Genomic DNA, 21,717 nt, shown 5'->3' with positions numbered 1-21,717 from the left:
CGTTGATAATTCTGGCTCAACCGATTTTGAGGGTCAGCCATCCTGTCATGGTGTTTTTGTTGCCGATGCTGTTGTATCCAGGTTAAGCCAGTAACCTGGCTGGTAAGGAATCGGCAGAAAGCGCTTGTGCAATTCTCGGAAAGTCTCTTCCGGATCCAAGTCTGCGAAACGCGTCGGATGCAGCCATTTCGCAATACGTTGAAGTGCGATAAAGTTGTAAGGGTTGTCGTAGAAAGCATGCCAGATCGCGTACACCTGCCCAGTACGAACAGCACGTAATGTCCTATATGCAGGTCGTGACATCAAGTGTCTAAGGCGGTCTCGCCCCTCAATAGGATCTGCTCCGGGTCCCAGATTGACCCAGTTCCCTGCTGGTGTATAGAGGGACCAGTTGGCACCTGTCACAATTACAACGTCTGGATCCGACGTGATGATTTGTTCGGGGAGAAGAGTTCCAAAGTTGTTATGAATAAAAGTGGAACCCAGATTCTTCCCACCAGCCATGCCTACCAGCTCGCCGAAGTTGCCGGGTCCGTAACTCATGCAGCAATTTTCATACATACCTGCAGCCCGTTCTATCACTACGAGAGGGCGATGGCCGACATCCTGAAGTCGTTTCGTCACGCGAGCAATCTGCTCCTCGCGAAATTGAAGAAAGGCGTTTGCACGTTCTTGAGATCCCAGCAGCTCACCGATCAATTGAATACTGCGAGTAGCGTTCGTAAACATGTGTGTACGGAAATCGACAAAAATAAAAGGAATGCCTGCTCGCTCAAGACGTTCCATCAAACCAGATGATTGTGCGAGTGGGAGGGAACTGAGGTTCATGAGCACCAAATCTGGAGCTAAAGAAATGGCTAGCTCCGCGTTAATAATGTCCATGGTTGTAGCCGGAAATGTCGGGATCGTCGCAATCCTGGGAAAGCGTTTTAGGTAGGCACTGTACCCGTTAAGATCAGAGAGGCGAAAGTTTTCTCCCCAACCGACAATATTGTCGAATGGGGCATCGGGTTTTAGTAAGGGTAATACGTAGGCTAATGCACCATCTCCCACCAACAGGCGATGTACAGGGCGCGGTAGCGGCACAGTGCGGCCTGCCATATCTGTGATCGATATGCTCATGCTTGCGAACGTACGATTACATGTGAAAAGAGTGAAAAATGTTGCTGCAAGCATGCCGCGTAGCATAGTTCGTCGTGTCAAGAAAATATCAGTCAATTGGTACTCTCACTTGTTACGTGTACAATCACTCCCCGGACAGCGCCAGAGTGTCATTTGTTCAGGACAGCTAACAGGTTATTTAGCCCTCGCTATCTCTGAACACGAGTGGGAACAAATGAAAGGAAGGGCATTGAGGCAAAGCGGTATCGTGTGATTTATCTCTATGCTCACACTCTTCCTCCCAGCGGGATCCAACTGATACGTTTTACTGCGACAGAAGTGTATGAATGTCGCAGCCGAGCAGTTGCGAACGCCTGAGTAACTCTTCGGTTCTAGTTCCGATGAGGATCGAGGTGTATTCATTGGCCTGATCTTGGGTTAACGTCCGGAAAAATTCAGGAAATGTTCGCTCGATGCTGTCGCAGATGACCGCTCCCGCGTTGCTGACGTAATCGGGTAGGTAGTTGATACCTTTTTTACTCAGGCGCTTCTGGGCTTCAGGGCTTTTGAATGGTGAGTTTGAACTACTGATGACCCACCGTGTGCTAATCCTGTCTACGGTGGGAATATCCAGAACCCCAGAGAGAGATGCAATACATAGAGCATCAGTTTCAACGGACCAAAACTCGTTTTCGCCCAGCATGCATACTTGTTCCGGAATCTCCGTATCCGGTCGTACATCAAAGCCGATCACGTCATAGCCGTGCGCAAGACACTGCCGAGCCACTTCCCTCCCCACCTTTCCCATGCCGTGAATCGCTACTAAGGGAGTGGTATTGTCTTCGGGCAAGGATTTCATCACTGAGTACAGAGAGCTCCAGACTCCGTATCCCGTTGAGATTGAGGTATTGACTTGTGCGCTTTCTAGCGCATCAAGGATCCAGGGAGTGGATTTCCTGAGATACGCCATATGAGCACTGTTCGTATTGATATCGCAGCCAGTGTACATTGTTCCGGCATAACGATTAAGCACCTGTGCGATAGCATCAAAAACGTGTGGTGCCTCATCAGGCCCCACCTTGCTGTTGACAACAATCTTTCCGCCACTGAAGCCTGTTTGGTAAAGGTTATGTTTCAGATCCATAGTATAGGCAAGCATAATAGCTTCATCTTTTTGTTTGGACAGTGAATCATACTGATGCCATCGGATTCCACCGTTACTGGGCAACGTATGTCTGCGCGGGGAGCACGCAATGGTAAATGAACTTTGGTCGTCCACGACGATGGTTTCAATTTCGTATTCACCGAATTCAGGGTGGTTAACTATAGGCATGGTCAAATGTCCTTCTTTTATTGTTTTTTCCGAATAATATTTGCAGCCCCGGCTGCAGTAAGGCAGGCATACAGGCCGTTGGGAGTAGGTTCGCGCATGAAGTCTGATATATTTACCTTGATACCCAGTTCTGCATCTGCGAGCACGACCAGTTGAATAGCCGCAAGCGAGTCGCCACCATCATCGCTGAATGAGCGATAAGGGTCGGAGGGTGAGACCCCTATAGCCATCTCCCAGAGGCCAGTTACAGCTGCTTCCAGAGTTTCATATATGCGCTTCGATGCACGATGAAGTGGTATATCGTCAATCTGAAGATGTCTGTAATTGTCACCACCAGCGGCAATACCATGGTGTTGCCTGTCAAAAGGGTAAAGAGGTAATGGAATTCGAGAGCCGGGTTTGTCCCATGATGGCCGCCAGTCAGGAGTCACACCAGATAGCCACAGTCGTTGCAGTGCCGTGTGCCAGACTTCGTGTTCCGGTGATTTATCTCGTTCACCACGCATCGTACGAATGGCAAAATCTTTCGGACGTCGCGCTTTCGTCAATGCGGTGAGTGTTGTACCCGGACCTACCTCGACAAATACTGTTCTTTCACGAACGGGTAACGAATCCAGCGCATTGAGAAACCGTACTGGTTCCCTGGCATGCCGTGCCCAGTAGGCTGGGTCAAGTTGCGTTGTCGTGTCCAGTACAGAACCTAGCAGCGTTGAACAGAACCTGATGTGCGAATTCTGGTCCGATGGAACAGGAGCAGCCAGTTTCAGATCCTGAAGAATCGGATCCATCATTGAGGAGTGAAATGCGTGCGATACGGTCAGTTCGCGGGAACGGATCCCCTTGTCAAATAAAGCGGCCTGCACACGGCGGATAGAATTTGAGGTTCCGGAAAGTACATTTGCTTCCACGCCGTTGACGGCGGCCAGAGAAACATCGTCCGACAGCCATGGAATGCATGATGTTTCGCTCAGGGCTACTGCGAGCATGGATCCAGATGGCAGTGCCGCCATCAGTTGTCCTCGCCGGGCAGCAAATCGGAGTGCCTGTTCTTCGCTGAATACGCCTGCTACGCAGGCTGCCGCAATTTCTCCCAGACTATGACCAATTACCATGTCGGGCATGATGCCGTGTTGCATGAGAAACTGTGCCATTGCAATCTGGACAGCGATCAGAGCTGGTTGTGCTACCGAAGTATCTGTTAGCTTTGAAGGAGGTCGATTACCATGCAACAGGAATGAGATATCAGTGTTTGTCGACTCATGCAACAGATCAATTATTCCCTTCAGGAGAGCGGCGAAATGGAGATTGTTCTTAGCAAGCTCTGTCGCCATGCCGATAAACTGGCTCCCTTGCCCCGGAAATTGGAATACGATATGTGGGCGACGTTGTCCTCCATCTGAGATGTCTCCGAACTTCTGGAGAATGCCCTGCGCATCGGGCAACAAGATTGCGCGATAACGCTGAGCACGTCGGGTGGTTTGTGCACTCCAGGCAAGGGCGTCAGCAGCGCTTTTGGGGTAATTCTTTCGATACGCCTGCATCAGTCGGTAGCAGACTGCTTCGCTTTTTCCCGATATCGGGATAGCCGCAGGATAAATGTTTGGTAACTGCTGTGCTTCGTAATCTGGGATGTGCGGACGGACAAGCACGATATGGGCATTGGTACCACCTATACCAAATGCACTTATTCCAATTGCGGTTCGTGAGTCAGATTTGTCCCAGGGTTCAGCAGATAGTGGGAAATAAAAGGGGCTGGCGTTAATGTTGATGGAGGCGTTGACTTCTTCGATATGGATCTGAGGTGCTATCCAGCCATGCTGGATCTCAAGTACCGCTTTGATCAGTCCTGCCATACCTGCGCAGGTTTCGAGATGTCCAACATTAGCCTTGACCGCTCCAAGCGCGCATCGGCTAGGGGCGACCTCAGCCTTCGAAAACAAGGTGCTTAACGTATTGAACTCGATGGGATCACCAGCAATCGTGCCAGTCCCATGAGCTTCCACCGCCCGTATATCTGCTGGGGTAAGTGCAGCATCCTTCAGAGCGAGATCGACAAGTCGACGCTGTCCATCAGCACTAGTGGTCGTGAAGCCAACTTTGCGGGCTCCATCATTGTTGACAGCGCAGCCTTTAATTACCGCCAGAATGTTGTCGCCATCAGTCAGTGCTGACACAAGTGGTTTAAGTACAACTACTGCAACTCCATTCCCAAAAACCGTACCACTTGCACCCCTAGCGAATGGCATGCAATGACCATTTCGGGAATAAATCATTCCCTGCTGCGCTTGGTACGGGACATGTTGAGGAAATCGTACGGTACAACCGCCTGCCATTGCCAAGCGACAACGGCCAGCACGAAGTGCTTCCACAGCTTCGGCGACGGCGACCAATGATGTTGCGCAGGCCGCTTGTACGTTAAGCACAGGGCCTTCAATACCAAGGTGCCAAGCTGTACGAGTAACGAGATAATCCTTGTCGTTCGTAATCTGCAGGTCAAAATCGGAGGGCTTAAATTTCTCCATGAGTTCCGATCTGAGTAGTTGCGGCAGATATGCAGAACTACTGCATCCGGCGAAAAGGCCCATTTCTTCTAGCCGTCCTGGCTGGATGCCAGCATGTTCCAGCGCATGCCAGGCACACTCGAGAAATAGGCGGTGCTGAGGGTCCATCAGTGCTGCATCCCGGGGTCCCACGCCGAAAAAAGCTGCATCGAAGGACAAAATGTCGCCATTCAACGGCGCTGCGAACGGAACCGTCTGCTTGTCAACGGGAGCTTGGTCGAGTTCCACGATTGATTCAACACCATTGATCAAGTTATGCCAGTATTCTTCCGGATCATTGGCACCGGGAAATCTGCAAGCCATCCCAATAATGGCAATGTCGCGACTTGAAGGCTGGATATCCATAGCACCTCCACCTTACTCAGTCACATAGCCGCAGCGGATGAGATTCTGTAATGATTCATCTGCAGTTTTGAGCGGAATAAGTAGCACAAACGCACGGTAGCGTTGGCGAGGTACTTCCTGAAAAAGCTGGCGAACCCCGAACATGCCAGCTACTTCGCCTGAAACCCCAGTGGCAAACAATGACTGCCACTGTTTCTGCCAGATAGCAGAGGAATTCCAGATGCCTGAAATTTCGATCCGACCCAGTTTCGTTTCTGCCGTTTCCCTGTAATAGGAAATGATATCCTCACCAAAACGAGCTATCTTCCAGCCTTCACCACATATGATCCCAACTTCGTTACCGTCGTCATCAATCCATCGATCGGTATGTGAGTTAACATCTCCAACACTCGGGCGATCATCAGCTTTCGCTTGGAATTTGATGTCACTCAGCTCAAGCATCGAGATGATGACAGCTCTGTCATGGCCAAGGCATCTGGCTATGGCTTCTCGGGCTTTTTCAGGTGCACTGGATGTTTCCAACTCGGTTCTTGCGAGATTGGCAAGTTGGACAAGACCCGACATCATATCGTTCTTAAGCATTGGCATTCGATACGCTCCTATTGACTTTTCGTTCACTGTTCAGCAACTGTCGGCCTCGTTCCCGATCAGCATTGCTTCCTGCGTCAGCAAATACCGTCACAACAGTGGCATCCTTGCCAAACTTGGCAGCAACATTATATGCAACCACCCAATTAGCTGCTGCCGATCCACCAATAGGAATGCCGGTTTCTTCGAAGAACCGGTACATCGCTTTCAGCGATTCATCGTTTGATACGTTCTGGAAAGTGACAGATGAAGGAATTAACGAAACAAAAGGCTGTTTGAAGCCAAAGCCAAATCCTCCGGAGCCGGCAAACCGAGATAGGCCATTTGGTGGTTCCATAGTGCCGAATGGCATTTCACTAGGGGTGCATCCGACCACGCGCAACTGGGGATTCTGCTGCGAAAGTGCCGCGTATACTCCGGCAAGGGTTCCCCCTGTGCCTACTGCAGAAATCCAGGCATCGGCATGGCTTCCGTCAAGCTGACGACATATTTCAGCGCCGGTGTGATACTGATGCATTGCCGTGTTGACAAGATTCAGATGCTGAGACAGTAGTGTCCAGCCAGGTTCTTCACGTGCGATCTGTTGACTTTTCGCGATGATGCCGAGAAGGAAATGCTTTCGATCGACTTTCGTGACAATTGCCTTGCTGTTGCTCAATGATTGTAGCAATTCATCCGACGCTGAATCCGGAATGACGACATGTACAGGAATACTGCACAGATGCCCTAGGTGTGCGAGAGCTCTAGCCATATTGCCACCCGATGAGTCGAGCAACTTGAGAGGACCGCTATCGAAGTCATGATTGTTGACAGCATCACAGAAAAGACCAAATGCGACGCGATCCTTGATCGAACCCGAGGGATTTCTTGATTCTAGTTTTGCCAGTATCCGGGCACCATTCCGAGGTCCAGGAACTTCAATAAGTGGGGTATTACCCAATGCCTCGCTGTACTGTCTGAGTTGAGGAAAGATTTGTAGCGCTTTATCAGGGGAGGGTGCTACTGTTTGCGCGTTGAACAGGGAAAAATCCATGATGAAACTCCTGTTACATATCAGTATTTGTTGTTGATGATGTGGGGTTCATCCGACCTTGGCGTAGGATAGCGTCAAGCACGGATTGAACCTGATCACAAAAGTAAAAGTGACCGCCTGGGAAAGTTTCTGGGGCTGTATTCCTCGACAGAAAACAACTCCATTCTTTGAGATTCGATAGCCCGATCATCGGGTCTTCTTCACCCCCAAAAATGCGTGTTGTTGGCAATTCACCCACTGGGAGAACCGCAAGTTGTCGCAGTAGTACAAGATCTTGGCGTATCAACATCCCGAGGAAGTTTTGGGTAGAATCGTCAAGCGTGTTCATGCCTGCGACTTCACCAAGTACTAGGGCTCTGTCTTTGAGGCAATCGACGTCGTTATCGGTTTTCAAGAGCCCCTGTAAGGAAGAAGGTGTATGCTGGGACGAGACGATGAGTTGTTCAATACGAAATCTTGATTCTGCCATGGCACTCGCAACATGCAATGCCAGAAGTGCTCCCATGCTGTGACCAAAGAGTGTGACGGGTGCAATACCCAGAAGGCTGGACAGACTTCTGGTACAACGCCTAATTGCAGCAAGTGGGTCATGCCAGTCAGTGATAGTTTCATCCTGAGGCACCTGCGGGTACTGCATGACGATCAGATCCACATCTGGTGGTAGACAATCCCGCCAGGAGCGGTAGAAATCAACGCTTCCTCCAGCATGGGGAAATATCACCAGCTGGTGCCTGACTGGTGCGGTGGAAGTCATACTGAGTCTGACTGCGCCTTCGTTACGGGTCTCAAAATTCTTCATACTTGCTCTACTTTCTTTCCTGATTCGTTGGAAAGGATTGCGTTGCATACTTTGGTGCGCAGCAACACACGGTCAACTTTTCCAATGCCCTTTCGTGGGATCTCATCGATGAAAATGAGTTTTTCCGGTAACTTGAACTGAGCGACTCCAGCTTTTTCAAGGTACTGTCGAATTACTGGAAGAGAAATTTGTTCGCCTTCAGTAAGAGCTAGGAACAGGCAGGCCACTTCTCCAAAGCGGTGATCCGGAATGCCGATGCACGCGGCATCCTTGACTACGGAATGTCCTTTGCTTAGTTCTTCAATCTCTTCGGGATTGAACTTTTCCCCACCCCGATTGATAGCATCCCTAACCCGCCCATCAATATATACATTTCCGGCAGTATCGAGATGAGCAAGATCTCCTGTACGGTAATATCCGGCAGGAGTGAATGACCGCGCGGAGGCTTCTGGATCATTGAAATACGTCGTTATTGTGTATGGTCCGCGTGTGACCAACTCACCCGATCTACCGTAGGGCAATGACGTGCCCATTTCATCAACGATCAGGACTTCATCTCGGTCTGATAGCGGCCGTCCCTGCGAATTGTGGCGAATCTCTGCGTTATCCGTGCTATGGGTAAAACAAAGTAGACCCTCACTCATTCCATAGCATTGCTGAATACGCATACCAAGCCTCGATTCTGCCCGCACGGCGAGATCTGTGGACAGTCGGGCTCCACCCACCTGGATAAGCCGGAGTGTATTCGTCTCAATTTGCAGGTCATCAATACGTTCGAGCCATTGATTCAGTAACGCTGGAACCAGAGTAGTGTGGGTAATACCGTGATTTACGATGAGTTCCAGAGCCGTTTGGGCCGATGTATCTTGAGCCAGAACCACGCACCCGCCTGAACTCAGAGTACCGAGGATACCGGGGCAATTGATCACAAAACCATGAGAGATGGGCAGAACTGCGAGATAAACAGAATCACGGCTCAGTTCAAACACTTTACAACCCTCTGCTATCATGTAGCTGTAACCCCCGTTTAACCGGGCGATAGGTTTAGGTAACCCTGTCGTGCCGCTGGACAACAACATCATCGCTGTATCTTCGGCATACATTTCAGTTACGCTTTGATCATCTACGTGCATAATGCTGACGTTCGAAGAGCAGAATTCCCTGAGGTTGTTCCAGTTTGAAGATGGTGTTCCTGATGTGTCATCGACCAACTTGAACGTGACAGGTAAGTTCTCCTCGCGAAGCAAATCATCGACGACTCGAAGTGTGCTGAATCGTCGGTTTCCCTTGGTCACCGCAACAATAGTTGGAAGAGTCTTCTTCAAGATGTGCCGTAGTTCCCGCTCTCGGTAGGTGAGAAGGATTGGGACTGGAACTGCACCTATGATCAGTGAGGCAAACATCAGTACGACACCCTCGGCACAATTGGGTAGTTGGAAAGCAATGCGATCTCCTTTCTTGATCTGCATGGCCCGAAGCCTTGCCACAGTACTGAAGACACGTGACATTAATTGTTGGTATGAAATAACCTCTCCTGCGGAAACCAGAGCAGGTGCACTGCCTCCTGTTCGCAATGTGTTGGCGAGTCGTTGGTTTAGGCAAATCGAAAAGTTATCCATTGTACGTCTCGCTGTTATTGATTGTGGGCACATTACCTAAAGTCGGCACCTCAGGCACTGTATCGATTAACTGCTCTAGTTCTTCCAGAGAGTGATCGTGTGTGTCCCATAGCGAGAATCCGGTGCATCTAAGATCCTCTAGTAATATTTGCAGGTGTAATGTCTCGGCAGAATTGAGACCTAGATCATCACGAAGCCGCCAGTCATTGCCAGCAGACTTGAGTAGATCGTCCGGTAGGCCTACTGCCGCCAGCAAGCCAATGATGCGTTTTGTGTTCATGCTCTTCGCCTTTGTCTTTGTTGTAATTTCACTTTTCATTAAAATGATAATGATTATTATTACTACTAGACCGTCGGTCAGTCAATATGCTTTTAGTGAAGAGGATATTTATTACAAAAAGACGAGAAAATTGGCTCCCAGTACAGCTTACCAACACAGCTGATAACGCTCACGTTGGCGCTTCTACACTCATTTGCCTTTCTATTGGAAATGGTTATCATTACCATTGACCGTTGGTCGGTCGATTTTTTATGTTCCTTGTCCTTCTTAGGGAACCTGAAAAATCTTCCATATACGCCTGCGTTAGAGGATGCGACACGGCCTGGGCGAATTGATCGTCCTTACTTATCCGTAATCGAATGGATAAACAGACATACAACAGTGCTTCAAAGGGTTACTTAATGAAATACATAGAAGAAATTCCCAAGCCCGGTCAGATCTATTTACATCGTCGCCTAGTTCTATCTCTCGTACTGGTAACGAGTGCTGCATGCGCTCAGGGGCAGGAGACACAACGTCAGGAATCACCTAGAGGGGGAACAGCAAATATGATTGTATTGCCTACAATTACGGTCTCGAGCCAACTCCCAGGCCAAGAAAATGGACCAGTGCACGGTTATGTTGCCGAGGAAGTAACTGTTGGTAGCAAGATAAGAACGCCTGTTATGAAGGTACCTGCGTCTGTCTCAATTGTGACCCGTGAACAAATGGAAATCCAGTCGTCAAATAGCACAAGTCAAGCCCTGCGTTATACAGCAGGTGCCAATGGTGAGCGTTTTGGCGGTTTTGGCTCGCAATTAGACATTACCCGAATCCGTGGAATTGACGCTGACTATTACTTGGATGGTTTACGAGTCGTAGGAAATCCAGGTAGTTGGCTTCCACAAATTGATCCATGGACACTAGAGCGTGTCGAGGTACTGAGAGGTCCTTCGTCTGCTGTGTACGGGCAAGGCACTGGCGGTGGCATTATTAACCAAGTTAGCAAACGTCCGATGGATGAAATGGAACGTGAACTATTCGTGCAATATGGGAGCTTTAATCGAAAGCAAATTGGCTTCGACATCACGGGCTCTCTGGATGAGGACAACAAACTATTGTACCGTTTTACGGTAAGTGGTCTGGATAGCCGTGAACAGGTTGAGGCAATGCAACATCGCAGGCTCTACGTCGCTCCCTCACTAACTTGGCGTATTACACCGGACACATCATGGACTATATTGACCACGTATTCCCGCGAACCCTCAATACCAGATTACAACAGCCTGCCTGTGGTTGTACTGGGTCTGGATCACAGCTCTTATCCGCAAGTGGATAGACAACGTAATTTCACCGATACGGACTTCTCGGATTCTTCACGCAGCCAAAATTCCGTTACCTCCCTTTTTGAACACAACTTCGGCGATGGCTGGAGCTTTGTGAGCAATGCTCGCCATATGTATGTCTCGTCTGATTTGCAACGGGGGGTCGTATATGGCTATCAGGTAGTATATGATCAGCCTTGGCTGAAAGGATATGACGAAATTACCCCGTCTAAAGTGAACAGTTTTTCGATGGATAACCACATTAGCGGAAAACTTTCAACAGGAATACTTGAACACACACTACTGGGTGGCGTGGACTACACATTTGGCCGACTCGACAGTGCTCTCTATAGCGTTGGACCTGTTCTTTTCAATCCGTATGGGGAGGACTATCGCCCACATATCAGACGCGATTTTTCAGCTAGTCAAGCTGCACCGTGGAAGTCGCATCAGGAGTTCTCGCGAGTGGGGGCTTACTTGCAGGATCAGCTTGCTTACGATAATTGGCTGTTGACTCTTAGTGCACGCCATGATTGGTCTGACACGGAAGATGAGACGCAAAGTTATTCTCCAGTTGTACGTAGTACCAAACAGAAGAACCGGAAATGGAGTGGACGCGCAGGACTAGGATACCAGTTCACCCAAGATTTCATGGCATACGTAAGTTATGCGACGTCATTTGATCCGTTAATCGGTACAGACTATAAGGGAAACCCCTTTATTCCAGTTGAAGCTAACCAAATGGAAGTAGGCGTTAAGTTTCATCCCACTGGTTCAGGCTCTCTGATCAGTGCCGCGGTATTCAATCTTGAACAGACAAATGTCAAAACAACGGATACTCAGCATCTTGGGTTTAACAACCAGACGGGAAAAATTAGGAATCGCGGTTTTGACATTGCCGCAACAGTGGAATTAATGCCTAATTTGAACCTCGTTGCGAACTACACTTGGCTGGACAGCCGCGTCGTCAGTGATCCGTTATACCAGAATAAATCACCTGCACAGGCACCACGCCATTCTGCCAGCACCTGGCTTGATTATCGTTTCACAGGGCTCCTAGCCGGATTACGCTTTGGCGGAGGCATGCGATATCTTGGTTCAACTTGGGGTGATCCCGGTAACACATTCAAGGTTCCGTCCGTAACATTGTTCGACCTTACAGCTAGCTACGATCTACACTATCTCACTGGTCATGATGTAACGCTTTCGGTCAACGCAAGCAATCTTACTGACAGAAAGTACTTAGCCAGTTGCACCTCGGAGATGTATTGCTTCATTGGTCAGGATCGGGTCGTCACCGCAACACTGAGGTATTGGTGGTGACATGAGACGCAGCAATCTGCTACACAAAATAATTGTTGTGTCGGCATTATCGAGTCTCTTGCAAATTGAGTCGATAGCGGGCAACGCCCGCTTGTATCTATCGCATAGGCACTGGTACGTGATCTCCAGACTTGCTACTTGATGAATTGACCAGTGCGCTCGATTTGCAAAGACAAGAACTACTAAATATTACTCCAACAACTGACCCATGAGTACAGGTTGTGTGTGCTCATGGACAGCCATGATATCAAATACTCCGATTCGTAGATCACATTGCAGTATTGCATGAAGGCCGCATGTTGGTCTTTGAGCTACTCGTATCTGATTGTTCAGAACCGTTAAGCGCGTTCTTGAGACGCGGCGCTTTCATCTTGGCAAGGTTGCTTCTCTACGATACGGCCAGCCAAATTGTGTTTCATATTCTGAGGACACTCCAGCAACAATTATCCTTGGTAGCCCACAGGATACAGATCTTGCAATCAGTAAGAATGGCTACAGAGTGTGCTATCGTCAACAATAGCAACCATGCGTAGACAGTTGGCGATGACAGCCTTGATAAAGACTTCTCGATTGGATTGTGATGATACGATGACATCATCGGTGGCACCATGAACGCCTGCATAAATCAGCAATGCAGTAATACGTGGTTGATCTACTTGCCACGCTTTGGCTTGCGTACCACTTTCGAGAATAGTCTGTAGCTGTTCCAGAATCGTATTTTTCTCCTGGTTGTTTCGATTGTGATGATGGTGGTTGGTATAAACAATATCGTGTGTTCGATACGTTTCGACGTAGATTTCAATGCTCACTCTAATCCATGTACAAAGCCGCCCAAGCCAGTCGTCGGGTTTGCAAGTATTGACAGCCTCCTCAAGCCGCATTAAAAACTGCGCAGTATAGCGCTCCCCCATCGCCTCCAGGAGCTTGTTCTTGGAGGCAAAGTAATGATAAAAGGTTCCCTTGGCTACCTGTGCCAGCTCGACAATTTCGTTAATCGTCGTCGCATCAACTCCTTGTGCTAGGAAGAGCTGTTCAGCTGCCGCCATCAGTTCGTCAAGGCGTACTTCAGCAGGTTTGGTGCGTGGAGCCTTTGGGGCATCCAGTTCGCGCCGGTTTATCTTGTATCTCATTGTGCTATGTCAATCTTACGTGCTGAAAACAACGTTCCAGGTTTAGGTTGTATTCATAGAACCATACCACAAATGCCTGGCTACGTAATGGAGTAGCGATGGCATATGAGTGCCATGCTTGTTTATAGCCTACATGCTTTGATGCGAACAGCAAAGTGATGCTGCTGCAAATACGTCAGGTCCGCTTGTCACAAGGAATCACAAACCACTTAGATACCGTTCATCAATGGTGAGTACGCTCATTTTGCAAGTGTCCGAATTATCCAGCTAGAACAAAGTAGCGTACTGTGTGGTGTTCACGTAGTTACCTCATCTCTACATAAAATATTGACCGACCGTCGGTCAGTTATTATCATAGCAATTCGAATTCTTGGATACTTGGTGGACTGCTATGCAAAGATTCCGTCTTCATGCCCTAATCGCTGCCGCGTATTTGGGGACATTTCTTGCAACACTTGATATCAGCATCGTCAATGTTGCCCTTCCTACATTGCAGGAGGCTCTCCAAACAAACCTTGGTGGGCTGCAATGGGTCGTCAATGCCTACGCGATCGCACTGTCGGCGCTGATGCTATCGGCTGGTCCGCTGGGAGACAAATATGGTCACAAGCGCATGTGGGTGGGTAGCGTCGTACTTTTCGTTGTAGGTTCTATTGTCTGTGCCTGCGCAACCCAGCTTGATTCCCTGTTGTGGGGGAGAACTATTCAGGGTGTTGCCGGCGCACTGCTGATCCCTGGGGCGATGCCAATTATCACGCACGCCTTTCCCGATCCCAAACAAAGGGCCCGGGCGATTGGAGGGTGGTCTGCATTCAGTGCACTGGCTTTAATCTCCGGCCCACTTCTTGGCGGTCTTCTCATCGAACACATCGGATGGGAAAGTATCTTTATCGTGAACGTACCACTCGGGATCCTGACCATCTTACTGGGTATGTGGGGTATTCCTGAGCGAAAGCATCCCGAACATGCCGCATTTGACCCGATGGGTCAGATACTAAGTATACTGTGGCTCGGAATGCTCAGCTATGGCCTTATCGAGATCGGTGAGTACAGCGCGTCACCCAAGAAGGTGTTGCTTCCTTTTGGTATTGCTGCCGTGGCGTTCTCAGTCTTTATCTGGGTTGAACTGCACGTACAGCGTCCTTTGTTCCCAGTAGAGTTATTTCGTAATCGGTCGTTGGCCTTGGCAAACGTGGCTTCGTTTGTTCTGGGATTTACCGGTTACGCCAGCCTGTTTTTCTTATCACTATTTCTGCAGCAAGCACAGGCAGATTCGCCGGCACTGGCAGGGTGGCATCTCATGCCACAGTTCGTTACCACAACGGCTGTATCACTGCTCTTTGGGCGCTTGACTGCACGCATTCCTCTCAAACTCCTGATGGTTGGGGGTTACAGCTTGATTGGTTTGTCCATGTGTATGATGTTGGCCTTTGGTCCATACACGCCGTACATTGTTATTGGGGTAGACCTTGCGTTATTGGGGCTCGGAATGGGACTGGCGGTTCCGGCAACTGGCATGATGGTCATGAATTATGCACCTCCTGAACGGGCAGGCATTGCTTCGGCCACAATGAATGCTCTTCGACAGACAGGTATGACTCTGGGGATCGCAGTATTGGGCAGTGTAATGGGTATAAGTGCCATCCATGACATGACCATGGCCATCAATGCATCCGGGGTGGCAGGGGCAAGTGACCTTGCCCATCGTGCGGTCGTTAATCATGTCCTGCCTGTAGGCCAGGACTGGCTGAGTGATATTTACCGGGTTGCAATGGCGAGTGGGTTTGGGCTGGCAATGCTGTGTGCTGGCTTGGTTGGCTTGTTAGTGGCATTCTTGTTACTGTTTTTCAGCACTGATCTTGTTACATCGCATACAAATTCTGTGAAGAAAGCAGTTCGTAAAAGAGGTGATCTCTAAAAACATGCAGGAATGTTGTGGTCAAAAAATACCGGATACTAATGAGTCACTGTCTTTCATCTTAAACCGCGTGGAATGATTCGTCCCACAGTTTATTTGTTTTTACCATTGCATCGAAAATGACCAGTAATTTACGCATGCAAAAAATGATGGTGACTTTATTGGGTTTACCTGCAACTATAGCCTCTTGTAGAAAGCACAAGGTACGGAATTAAATCTAATTGCTGTATATACAGCATTCGACGCGCCATTGTTTTTTCTCCGAAGATTGATATCGATGGTTGATCCGAATATCGAGTCCGGCGATAGAAAAAGGATTGAAGAAAGGCGTATTAATTTATGAAAAAACTGACCCAAATTTTCTATAATGCCCGTTGGGTCAGTTTAGAAATGTCATAGAGATTGATGCTCGTTGAAAGAATGTGACTACTTCCGTAAACGACGCTGCGTATAGAGCGCATCCAGTATAAACAGAATTAAGGCAGCCCAAATAAAGCCAAAAGTGATCAAACGATCTGATCCAATTTTCTCACCATAAACTAGTGTTGCCAGCAAGAACATCAATGTTGGGCCAAGATACTGGAAGAAGCCCAGCGTAGACAAACGCAGATGTGCAGCGGCTGCGGTGAAGAACAGCAGTGGCACTGTCGTAATAATACCGGCAGCAATCAACATGAGGTTCAAAGAGTAAGTATTATCCAACATATTACTTGTTGGGCTATGGGTGAAAAACAGTAGGTAAGTTAGGGCGACAGGGAATACCCAGGTTGTCTCAATCAACATACCTGTCTGTGCATCAACTCCCATTTTTTTGCGGATCAGTCCATAGACGGCAAATGTCGTCGCTAAGTACAAACCAATCACCGGTACAGAACCAAACTGCCATAGCTGGATCAATACACCAGTAAAGGCTAATCCCACAGCAACCCACTGCATACGGCGGAAACGTTCACCAAGAAATATCATACCAAACAGAACATTAACCAGTGGGCTAATAAAATACCCCAGACTCGCTTCCAGTAAATGCCCATTATTGACTGCCCAGATATAGGTAAGCCAGTTACTGGTAATGGTGAAAGCAGTGATGCCTAGTAGCAGCAGTATTTTCGGCTGGCGAACAACAGCCCAAACCTGGCGCCAGTGGCGAGTCACTGTCAGCATCAGCACCATAAAGAAAACCGACCATATAACACGATGTGACACAATTTCATCGGGGGGCACATATTGTATGGTCTTGAAGTAGATGGGTGCTAATCCCCAAATAAGATAAGCCCCTAAGGCATACAAGATACCTTTGGCAGTCTGTTGGTTACTCATAATATCCTTGAATGTTGAGAGAATGTTCAGAAAATCAGAAGAGCTTGTTAAGGTGATAGCTCATAGAACTATACAATGTGTCATTGGGATGAATGATTTACAAGTAGTTAATGGCATGAATAATAAATTAAATTTTTCCACTTAGTTAAATAGCACTTTATGCTAAATTGTTATGTTTGGATAACATAGATATCTGTATTTATACAGTCTGAGAATGATTACGAAGGTGTGAGAGGCAAAAAGTGAGATTATGTATTTCCCGTCAGCACCTTCAATTTGTAAGATCAAAAGCATAAAGCCGAAAATAAAAGTCCCCAAATTCTAGCCAACCAAATAAGTCCCCATTGCACTGGCGATATGTATTTGTTTTTCATTATGCAATTCAATTCTGGCGACAGAAACTTTATTGCCGGAGCGGATCAGATTGCAACTGGCAGTAAATATTTCACCACGTCCGGGGCGCAGGTAATCCACACGCAAATCAATAGTGCCCAATGTGGTTAGACGTTTTTGGATCTCTGCGATGGTAATCGTTTCAATTGATGTCAATGCATTGCCTGCACAAACCAGCCCTCCTGCAACATCTAATATGGAAGCGATCGCACCACCGTGTAGAATTTTATGAATCATATTGCCGATCAATTTTTCTTGGTAGCAAAATTGCAGTTCTGCGTAGTCTGGTTCGAAGCGGAGTAGTTCGAGCCCCAACAGACGATTGAATGGCATATGATAAACAAAGATTTCACCTATAAATTTACGGACTTCTTCTGGGGTTAATATGGTGTCTACTGGCGGAATATTTTCCATGGTGATTTTCCTGATAACCTGATAATGAAAAGTAAAATCAACGGGTGTTAAATGGATGCATATAGTTAATATCTTGTTAATCTTATGCTTTCATTATCGACTTTGCCAGTTTGTGAAGCGCTTCGAGAAACAATTCATGAGGAAAAAATGGATTACAAAAAATAACCATATAGCATGTAGAATAAGTGGTAATTTTTTAGTATGAAATTATTACAAACAGGAAAGCCAGAAATGTGTTTGTTACGTTATATGCTGTAATTGCCTTACAGTGAAATAACACAATATACAGGCGATTGGATCGCGACTGTATTTTTATAGCCTGTTTTTAGGTTTTTTCAGGGATTAAGCTTCTAACGATCGAGGAAAAGCGTGTCTACCGCAGAACTCATCAGCACGGCATCGCTGGCTGAACAAGCATTACGAAAAACATTCGGATACCAGCAATTTCGTCCGGGACAGCAGCAAGTTATTGACGCTGTTCTTGACGGGCGCGACTGTCTGGTGGTTATGCCAACGGGAGGCGGTAAGTCATTGTGCTACCAGATCCCCGCATTGGTTAAAAATGGGCTGACTTTGGTTGTGTCGCCACTCATTTCATTGATGAAAGACCAGGTTGATCAGCTACGTGCGAATGGCGTTGAAGCGGAATGCCTGAACTCAACTCAAAATCGTGAACAGCAATTTGATATCATTCAACGTTGTCGTAAAGGGGGTATTAAGCTGCTCTATATCGCCCCTGAACGGCTGGTAACGGATAACTTTCTTGACCAACTTCACGACTGGCAGCCTATGTTATTGGCTGTCGATGAAGCTCACTGTATTTCTCAATGGGGGCATGATTTTCGCCCAGAATATCGAGCACTAGGGCAACTTCGTCGCCGTTTCCCCAATCTTCCGGTGATCGCACTAACAGCTACGGCAGATAAAGCTACTCGTCAGGATATCGTACGTTTATTGGAATTGCGTGAGCCAATTATCCATATCAGCAGCTTTGATCGTCCCAATATTCGCTATACCTTGGTTGAGAAATACAAACCGCTTGATCAACTCTGGTCATTTGTCCGTGGCCAGCAAGGAAAAAGCGGAATTATCTATTGCAATAGTCGCACTAAAGTAGAAGAGACAGCAGAGCGTCTGCAAAAGCGAGGGTTAAGTGTTGCGCCTTATCATGCGGGGCTGGAAAACAGCCAACGGGCATGGGTACAAGATGCTTTCCAGCGAGATGATTTGCAGGTCGTTGTGGCAACAGTTGCATTTGGTATGGGGATTAATAAGCCTAATGTGCGTTTTGTCGTGCACTTTGATATTCCCCGCAATATCGAATCTTATTATCAAGAAACTGGCCGGGCTGGGCGAGATGGCTTACCTGCGGAAGCTGTGCTGTTTTACGATCCTGCGGATATGGTATGGCTGCGTCGCTGTTTAGAAGAAAAACCTGCAAGTGAACAACAGGATATTGAGCGGCATAAACTCAATGCCATGGGCGCATTTGCACAGGCGCAGACCTGTCGGCGTCTGGTATTGTTGAATTATTTCGGGGAAAGCCGCCAAACAGCGTGCGATAACTGTGATATTTGTCTTGATCCTCCCAAACGTTACGACGGTCTGGTGGAAGCACAGAAAGCACTATCCTGCATCTATCGCGTTGGACAACGTTTTGGGATTGGCTATATTGTAGAAGTGCTACGTGGTGCAAATAATCAACGCATTAGAGATTTTGGGCACGACAAGCTGCCTGTTTATGGCATTGGTAAAGAACAGAGCCAGGAACATTGGATGAGTGTCTTGCGTCAGCTTATCCACTTGGGGCTGATCAGCCAAAACATTGCCAATTATTCTGCTCTGCAATTGACAGAGGCTGCGCGGCCTATATTACGTAGCGAAGTGCCTCTACAACTTGCCGTACCGCGTATCCAAAACTTGAAAAGCCGCAATCAGCAAAACAAATCGTACAGTGGCAACTATGATCGCAAATTATTTGCTAAGTTGCGCAAATTACGTAAATCCATCGCGGATGAAAACAATATTCCGCCCTTTGTTGTTTTCAATGATGTTACGTTAATTGAGATGGCAGAACAGTGCCCAATAACACCGGATGAACTTTTACTGATTAATGGTGTTGGTCAGCGGAAATTGGAGCGTTTTGGTGATGCATTTATGACATTAATCCGAGAGCATTTTGAAGAATTTGAGTAACTGAAATGTTTGCATAACTAAAGGACAATGAACCGAGGATTAGAGAACAGAGGATGACGAATGGTGCCTGAGATATTGAAAGCTAGCTGGTTAAACCGTGAACCTCAGTTCTCAGCCTTTACGAATGGACTATTACTGGATTTTTGGCGAACAAGAGAAGAGCGGCAATTTATAGGAATAGATGATATTTCCATCCATTATGTTTCCTTTTGTTCTCCCTATCATGACAAAACACTCATCATTTTGCCTGGCCGTAGTGAAAGTTACGTGAAATACCCTGAAGTGGCCTATGATTTTTATCATCTAGGTTACGATATTTTCATTATTGATCATCGTGGACAAGGCCGTTCAGGGCGAATATTGGACGATCGACAAAAAGGCCATGTTGAAGAGTTCGATCATTATGTGGATGACTTAGCTAAATTTATTGAGCTTGAAGTGGCACCTCGTCAGTCTCATCGCTGTTATGCTCTGGCCCATTCAATGGGAGGAGCAATTTTGAGTCGTTTTCTGGTGCGTTACCAAGAGTCTATTTTTCATGCTGTGGCGTTATGTGCGCCGATGTTTGGTATCAATTTACCAATGCCCCGTTGGTTGGCGAATTTTCTGGTTAACCAGGCGGAACCCAATGTCAAAAGACGAAATGCTTATGCCCTATCAACGGGGCAATGGAGGCCATTACCCTATTTTATCAACCTATTAACGCACAGTTATGCACGTTATCAGCGTTATTTGCGCTACTATGCTGATTATCCTGAATTGCGCCTTGGGGGGCCAACTTACCATTGGATGCGTGAAAGTATGCTAATGGGAGATAATCTGATTGAAAATGCGGGCAAAATTCAAACTCCACTCATAGTATTACAAGCAAGTGAAGATAAGATAGTAAGTAATCGGAAGTTATTGGCTTTTTGTGCATCTCACCAAAATCCCCTGATTATCCAGGGAGCTCATCACGAAATCCTGTTCGAAAAAGATATATTGCGGGCACAGGCTCTCAATGCAATTTGTGATTTTTTTGACCAGAATTGATTTAGTTTAGGAACCATAACCATGTATCATGTTGTTGCTTCAGATTTAGATGGCACTTTGTTATCTCCCGACCATAAATTAACCCCATATACCAAGGAAACGCTGAACTTATTAACGGAACAAGGGATTCATTTTGTTTTTGCGACAGGGCGCCATCATATTGATGTGGGACAGATCCGTGATGGATTGGGCATTGATGCTTATATGATTACTTCCAACGGTGCAAGGGTTCACAATACCCGGGATGAACTGGTATTTAGTCATAACTTAGATCCTGAAATTGCCCGTGATTTGTGTTTATTGGAGTTTGATAATCCTAATATCCTGACCAATTACTTCAATAACGATGATTGGCTAATGAATAGAGAAGATCCTGAACAAGAAGAGTTTTTTCAGGAGTCAGTTTTCCATTACCAACTTTTTCAACGTGATAATTTTCCCACAGATGGTGTATGCAAGGTTTACTACACCAGTGAAGATCATGATTATTTGGTGGATTTAGAAGAGAGGATTAAAGCGCGTTGGGGGGAAAGGGTTAATGTCAGTTTTTCATTGAGAAATTGTTTGGAAGTGATGGCTGGAGGTGTTTCTAAAGGTCATGCATTAGAGCAAGTTTGTCAATTGATCGGATACCAATTAAACGACAGCATTGCTTTCGGCGACGGGATGAACGATCGGGAAATGTTAAGTGTGGCAGGTAAAGGCTGCATCATGCAGGGAGCGCACCAGCGCTTAAAAGACATTTTACCTGATATGGAAGTCATTGGTTCCAATGCGGATGATGCCGTTTCCTGTTATTTACGGAAAATATATCAGGTTTGAAGCTAATGGCCTAACGAAGTTAACTGTTTGACAACAGCATCCGATGTGATGCTGTTTTCTTATATTGATAAGTCATTTTTCCAATCAAATAACCGGTTGTGATATCAATTTAGGGTCTGTTGATGTTTTAAGGTCATAATTCATTCAGCCCACATGGGCAACCAGACAATGATAAACGCCAGAGCCAACATACTGGCGTAATTCCGTTC

Annotated in this window: 17 protein-coding genes and 2 pseudogenes; 6 read left to right on the top strand and 13 right to left on the bottom strand. The window is 47.1% G+C overall.

Annotation, left to right across the window (positions count from 1 at the left end; genetic code table 11):
* Positions 1-45 precede the first annotated feature (45 nt).
* The gene (locus Xentx_RS12965; RefSeq protein WP_208607584.1) at positions 46-1,101 is read right to left on the bottom strand and encodes an ABC transporter substrate-binding protein; all 1,056 of its coding nucleotides are present in this window, start codon (positions 1,099-1,101) and stop codon (positions 46-48) included.
* Positions 1,102-1,153: 52 nt separating this feature from the next.
* Here Xentx_RS12965 and Xentx_RS18875 point away from each other — a divergent pair, with 52 nt between their 5' ends.
* A complete protein-coding gene (locus Xentx_RS18875; RefSeq protein ID WP_208607583.1) occupies positions 1,154-1,375 on the top strand; it encodes a hypothetical protein in 222 nt (73 codons plus the stop codon).
* Between the two features lie 51 nt (positions 1,376-1,426).
* On the opposite strand, the gene Xentx_RS12960 is transcribed toward Xentx_RS18875, so the two are convergent.
* The 7 genes from Xentx_RS12960 to Xentx_RS12930 are packed head-to-tail and all read right to left on the bottom strand — an operon-like array spanning position 1,427 to position 9,659.
* Positions 1,427-2,434 (bottom strand): Glu/Leu/Phe/Val dehydrogenase dimerization domain-containing protein, encoded by a 1,008-nt coding sequence (locus tag Xentx_RS12960; protein WP_074020652.1) that lies wholly within the window; start codon positions 2,432-2,434, stop codon positions 1,427-1,429.
* Positions 2,435-2,451: 17 nt separating this feature from the next.
* Positions 2,452-5,340, bottom strand: coding sequence for a type I polyketide synthase (locus Xentx_RS12955; RefSeq protein ID WP_074020651.1), 2,889 nt, complete (start codon positions 5,338-5,340; stop codon positions 2,452-2,454).
* 12 nt (positions 5,341-5,352) lie between these two features.
* On the bottom strand, positions 5,353-5,907 hold the full coding sequence (locus Xentx_RS12950; protein WP_208607582.1) for an allene oxide cyclase barrel-like domain-containing protein: 555 nt from the start codon (positions 5,905-5,907) through the stop codon (positions 5,353-5,355).
* 7 nt (positions 5,908-5,914) lie between these two features.
* Positions 5,915-6,961, bottom strand: coding sequence for a pyridoxal-phosphate dependent enzyme (locus Xentx_RS12945; RefSeq protein ID WP_074020649.1), 1,047 nt, complete (start codon positions 6,959-6,961; stop codon positions 5,915-5,917).
* A 13-nt stretch (positions 6,962-6,974) separates the two neighbouring features.
* The gene (locus tag Xentx_RS12940; RefSeq protein WP_074020648.1) at positions 6,975-7,760 is read right to left on the bottom strand and encodes a thioesterase II family protein; all 786 of its coding nucleotides are present in this window, start codon (positions 7,758-7,760) and stop codon (positions 6,975-6,977) included.
* Entirely contained in the window at positions 7,757-9,379 is a 1,623-nt protein-coding gene (locus Xentx_RS12935; RefSeq protein ID WP_074020647.1) for an AMP-binding protein, read from the bottom strand. The genes Xentx_RS12940 and Xentx_RS12935 overlap by 4 nt, the downstream gene beginning before the upstream one ends.
* On the bottom strand, positions 9,372-9,659 hold the full coding sequence (locus tag Xentx_RS12930) for a hypothetical protein (RefSeq protein ID WP_074020646.1): 288 nt from the start codon (positions 9,657-9,659) through the stop codon (positions 9,372-9,374). The genes Xentx_RS12935 and Xentx_RS12930 overlap by 8 nt, the downstream gene beginning before the upstream one ends.
* A 401-nt stretch (positions 9,660-10,060) precedes the next feature.
* On the opposite strand from Xentx_RS12930, the gene Xentx_RS12925 reads away from it, so the two are divergent.
* On the top strand, positions 10,061-12,286 hold the full coding sequence (locus Xentx_RS12925) for a TonB-dependent siderophore receptor (protein ID WP_208607581.1): 2,226 nt from the start codon (positions 10,061-10,063) through the stop codon (positions 12,284-12,286).
* A 479-nt stretch (positions 12,287-12,765) separates the two neighbouring features.
* On the opposite strand, the gene Xentx_RS12920 is transcribed toward Xentx_RS12925, so the two are convergent.
* Together Xentx_RS12920 and Xentx_RS20160 are read right to left on the bottom strand one after the other, a co-directional pair.
* A complete protein-coding gene (locus tag Xentx_RS12920) occupies positions 12,766-13,197 on the bottom strand; it encodes a hypothetical protein (protein WP_244149866.1) in 432 nt (143 codons plus the stop codon).
* Between the two features lie 9 nt (positions 13,198-13,206).
* Positions 13,207-13,332, bottom strand: a pseudogene (locus tag Xentx_RS20160) (helix-turn-helix domain-containing protein); the annotation flags it as partial.
* Between the two features lie 475 nt (positions 13,333-13,807).
* On the opposite strand from Xentx_RS20160, the gene Xentx_RS12915 reads away from it, so the two are divergent.
* On the top strand, positions 13,808-15,334 hold the full coding sequence (locus tag Xentx_RS12915) for an MFS transporter (protein WP_074020644.1): 1,527 nt from the start codon (positions 13,808-13,810) through the stop codon (positions 15,332-15,334).
* Positions 15,335-15,395: 61 nt separating this feature from the next.
* Here Xentx_RS12915 and Xentx_RS19610 read toward each other — a convergent pair.
* The 3 genes and pseudogenes from Xentx_RS19610 to Xentx_RS12905 all read right to left on the bottom strand — a co-directional run.
* A pseudogene (locus tag Xentx_RS19610) lies at positions 15,396-15,606 on the bottom strand (IS110 family transposase); the annotation flags it as partial.
* 154 nt (positions 15,607-15,760) lie between these two features.
* A complete protein-coding gene (rarD, locus tag Xentx_RS12910) occupies positions 15,761-16,651 on the bottom strand; it encodes an EamA family transporter RarD (protein ID WP_074020643.1) in 891 nt (296 codons plus the stop codon).
* A gap of 321 nt (positions 16,652-16,972) precedes the next feature.
* Positions 16,973-17,458: a thioesterase family protein gene (locus Xentx_RS12905; protein WP_074020642.1), complete on the bottom strand. Its 486-nt coding sequence runs from the start codon at positions 17,456-17,458 to the stop codon at positions 16,973-16,975.
* Between the two features lie 369 nt (positions 17,459-17,827).
* Here Xentx_RS12905 and recQ point away from each other — a divergent pair, with 369 nt between their 5' ends.
* Genes recQ through yigL form a run of 3 tightly spaced genes read left to right on the top strand, consistent with a single transcriptional unit; the run spans position 17,828 to position 21,508 of the window.
* The gene (gene recQ / locus Xentx_RS12900) at positions 17,828-19,654 is read left to right on the top strand and encodes an ATP-dependent DNA helicase RecQ (RefSeq protein ID WP_074020641.1); all 1,827 of its coding nucleotides are present in this window, start codon (positions 17,828-17,830) and stop codon (positions 19,652-19,654) included.
* 60 nt (positions 19,655-19,714) lie between these two features.
* Positions 19,715-20,686, top strand: a complete 972-nt coding sequence (gene pldB, locus Xentx_RS12895; RefSeq protein ID WP_074020640.1) for a lysophospholipase L2 — start codon at positions 19,715-19,717, stop codon at positions 20,684-20,686.
* Between the two features lie 21 nt (positions 20,687-20,707).
* Positions 20,708-21,508: a sugar/pyridoxal phosphate phosphatase YigL gene (gene yigL / locus Xentx_RS12890; protein WP_074020639.1), complete on the top strand. Its 801-nt coding sequence runs from the start codon at positions 20,708-20,710 to the stop codon at positions 21,506-21,508.
* Positions 21,509-21,717 lie beyond the last annotated feature (209 nt).

The organism is Xenorhabdus thuongxuanensis, from assembly GCF_001908095.1.
In the GTDB taxonomy this organism is placed as follows: Bacteria; Pseudomonadota; Gammaproteobacteria; order Enterobacterales; family Enterobacteriaceae; genus Xenorhabdus; species Xenorhabdus thuongxuanensis.
The sequence above is the reverse complement of the archived record's forward strand: the minus strand, read 5'-3'. Positions and strand labels throughout refer to the sequence as shown.

Bases quoted from the DNA above. Each gene is read 5' to 3' on its own strand.
- Xentx_RS12915 (WP_074020644.1), top strand. From the start codon at position 13,808: ATGCAAAGATTCCGTCTTCATGCCCTAATCGCTGCCGCGTATTTGGGG.
- Xentx_RS12935 (WP_074020647.1), bottom strand. From the start codon at position 9,379: ATGGATAACTTTTCGATTTGCCTAAACCAACGACTCGCCAACACATTG.
- Xentx_RS12930 (WP_074020646.1), bottom strand. From the start codon at position 9,659: ATGAACACAAAACGCATCATTGGCTTGCTGGCGGCAGTAGGCCTACCG.
- yigL (WP_074020639.1), top strand. From the start codon at position 20,708: ATGTATCATGTTGTTGCTTCAGATTTAGATGGCACTTTGTTATCTCCC.
- Xentx_RS12905 (WP_074020642.1), bottom strand. From the start codon at position 17,458: ATGGAAAATATTCCGCCAGTAGACACCATATTAACCCCAGAAGAAGTC.
- pldB (WP_074020640.1), top strand. From the start codon at position 19,715: ATGGTGCCTGAGATATTGAAAGCTAGCTGGTTAAACCGTGAACCTCAG.
- Xentx_RS12920 (WP_244149866.1), bottom strand. From the start codon at position 13,197: ATGGGGGAGCGCTATACTGCGCAGTTTTTAATGCGGCTTGAGGAGGCT.
- Xentx_RS12945 (WP_074020649.1), bottom strand. From the start codon at position 6,961: ATGGATTTTTCCCTGTTCAACGCGCAAACAGTAGCACCCTCCCCTGAT.
- Xentx_RS12960 (WP_074020652.1), bottom strand. From the start codon at position 2,434: ATGCCTATAGTTAACCACCCTGAATTCGGTGAATACGAAATTGAAACC.
- Xentx_RS12955 (WP_074020651.1), bottom strand. From the start codon at position 5,340: ATGGATATCCAGCCTTCAAGTCGCGACATTGCCATTATTGGGATGGCT.
- Xentx_RS12925 (WP_208607581.1), top strand. From the start codon at position 10,061: ATGAAATACATAGAAGAAATTCCCAAGCCCGGTCAGATCTATTTACAT.
- Xentx_RS12940 (WP_074020648.1), bottom strand. From the start codon at position 7,760: ATGAAGAATTTTGAGACCCGTAACGAAGGCGCAGTCAGACTCAGTATG.
- rarD (WP_074020643.1), bottom strand. From the start codon at position 16,651: ATGAGTAACCAACAGACTGCCAAAGGTATCTTGTATGCCTTAGGGGCT.
- Xentx_RS12950 (WP_208607582.1), bottom strand. From the start codon at position 5,907: ATGATGTCGGGTCTTGTCCAACTTGCCAATCTCGCAAGAACCGAGTTG.
- Xentx_RS12965 (WP_208607584.1), bottom strand. From the start codon at position 1,101: ATGGCAGGCCGCACTGTGCCGCTACCGCGCCCTGTACATCGCCTGTTG.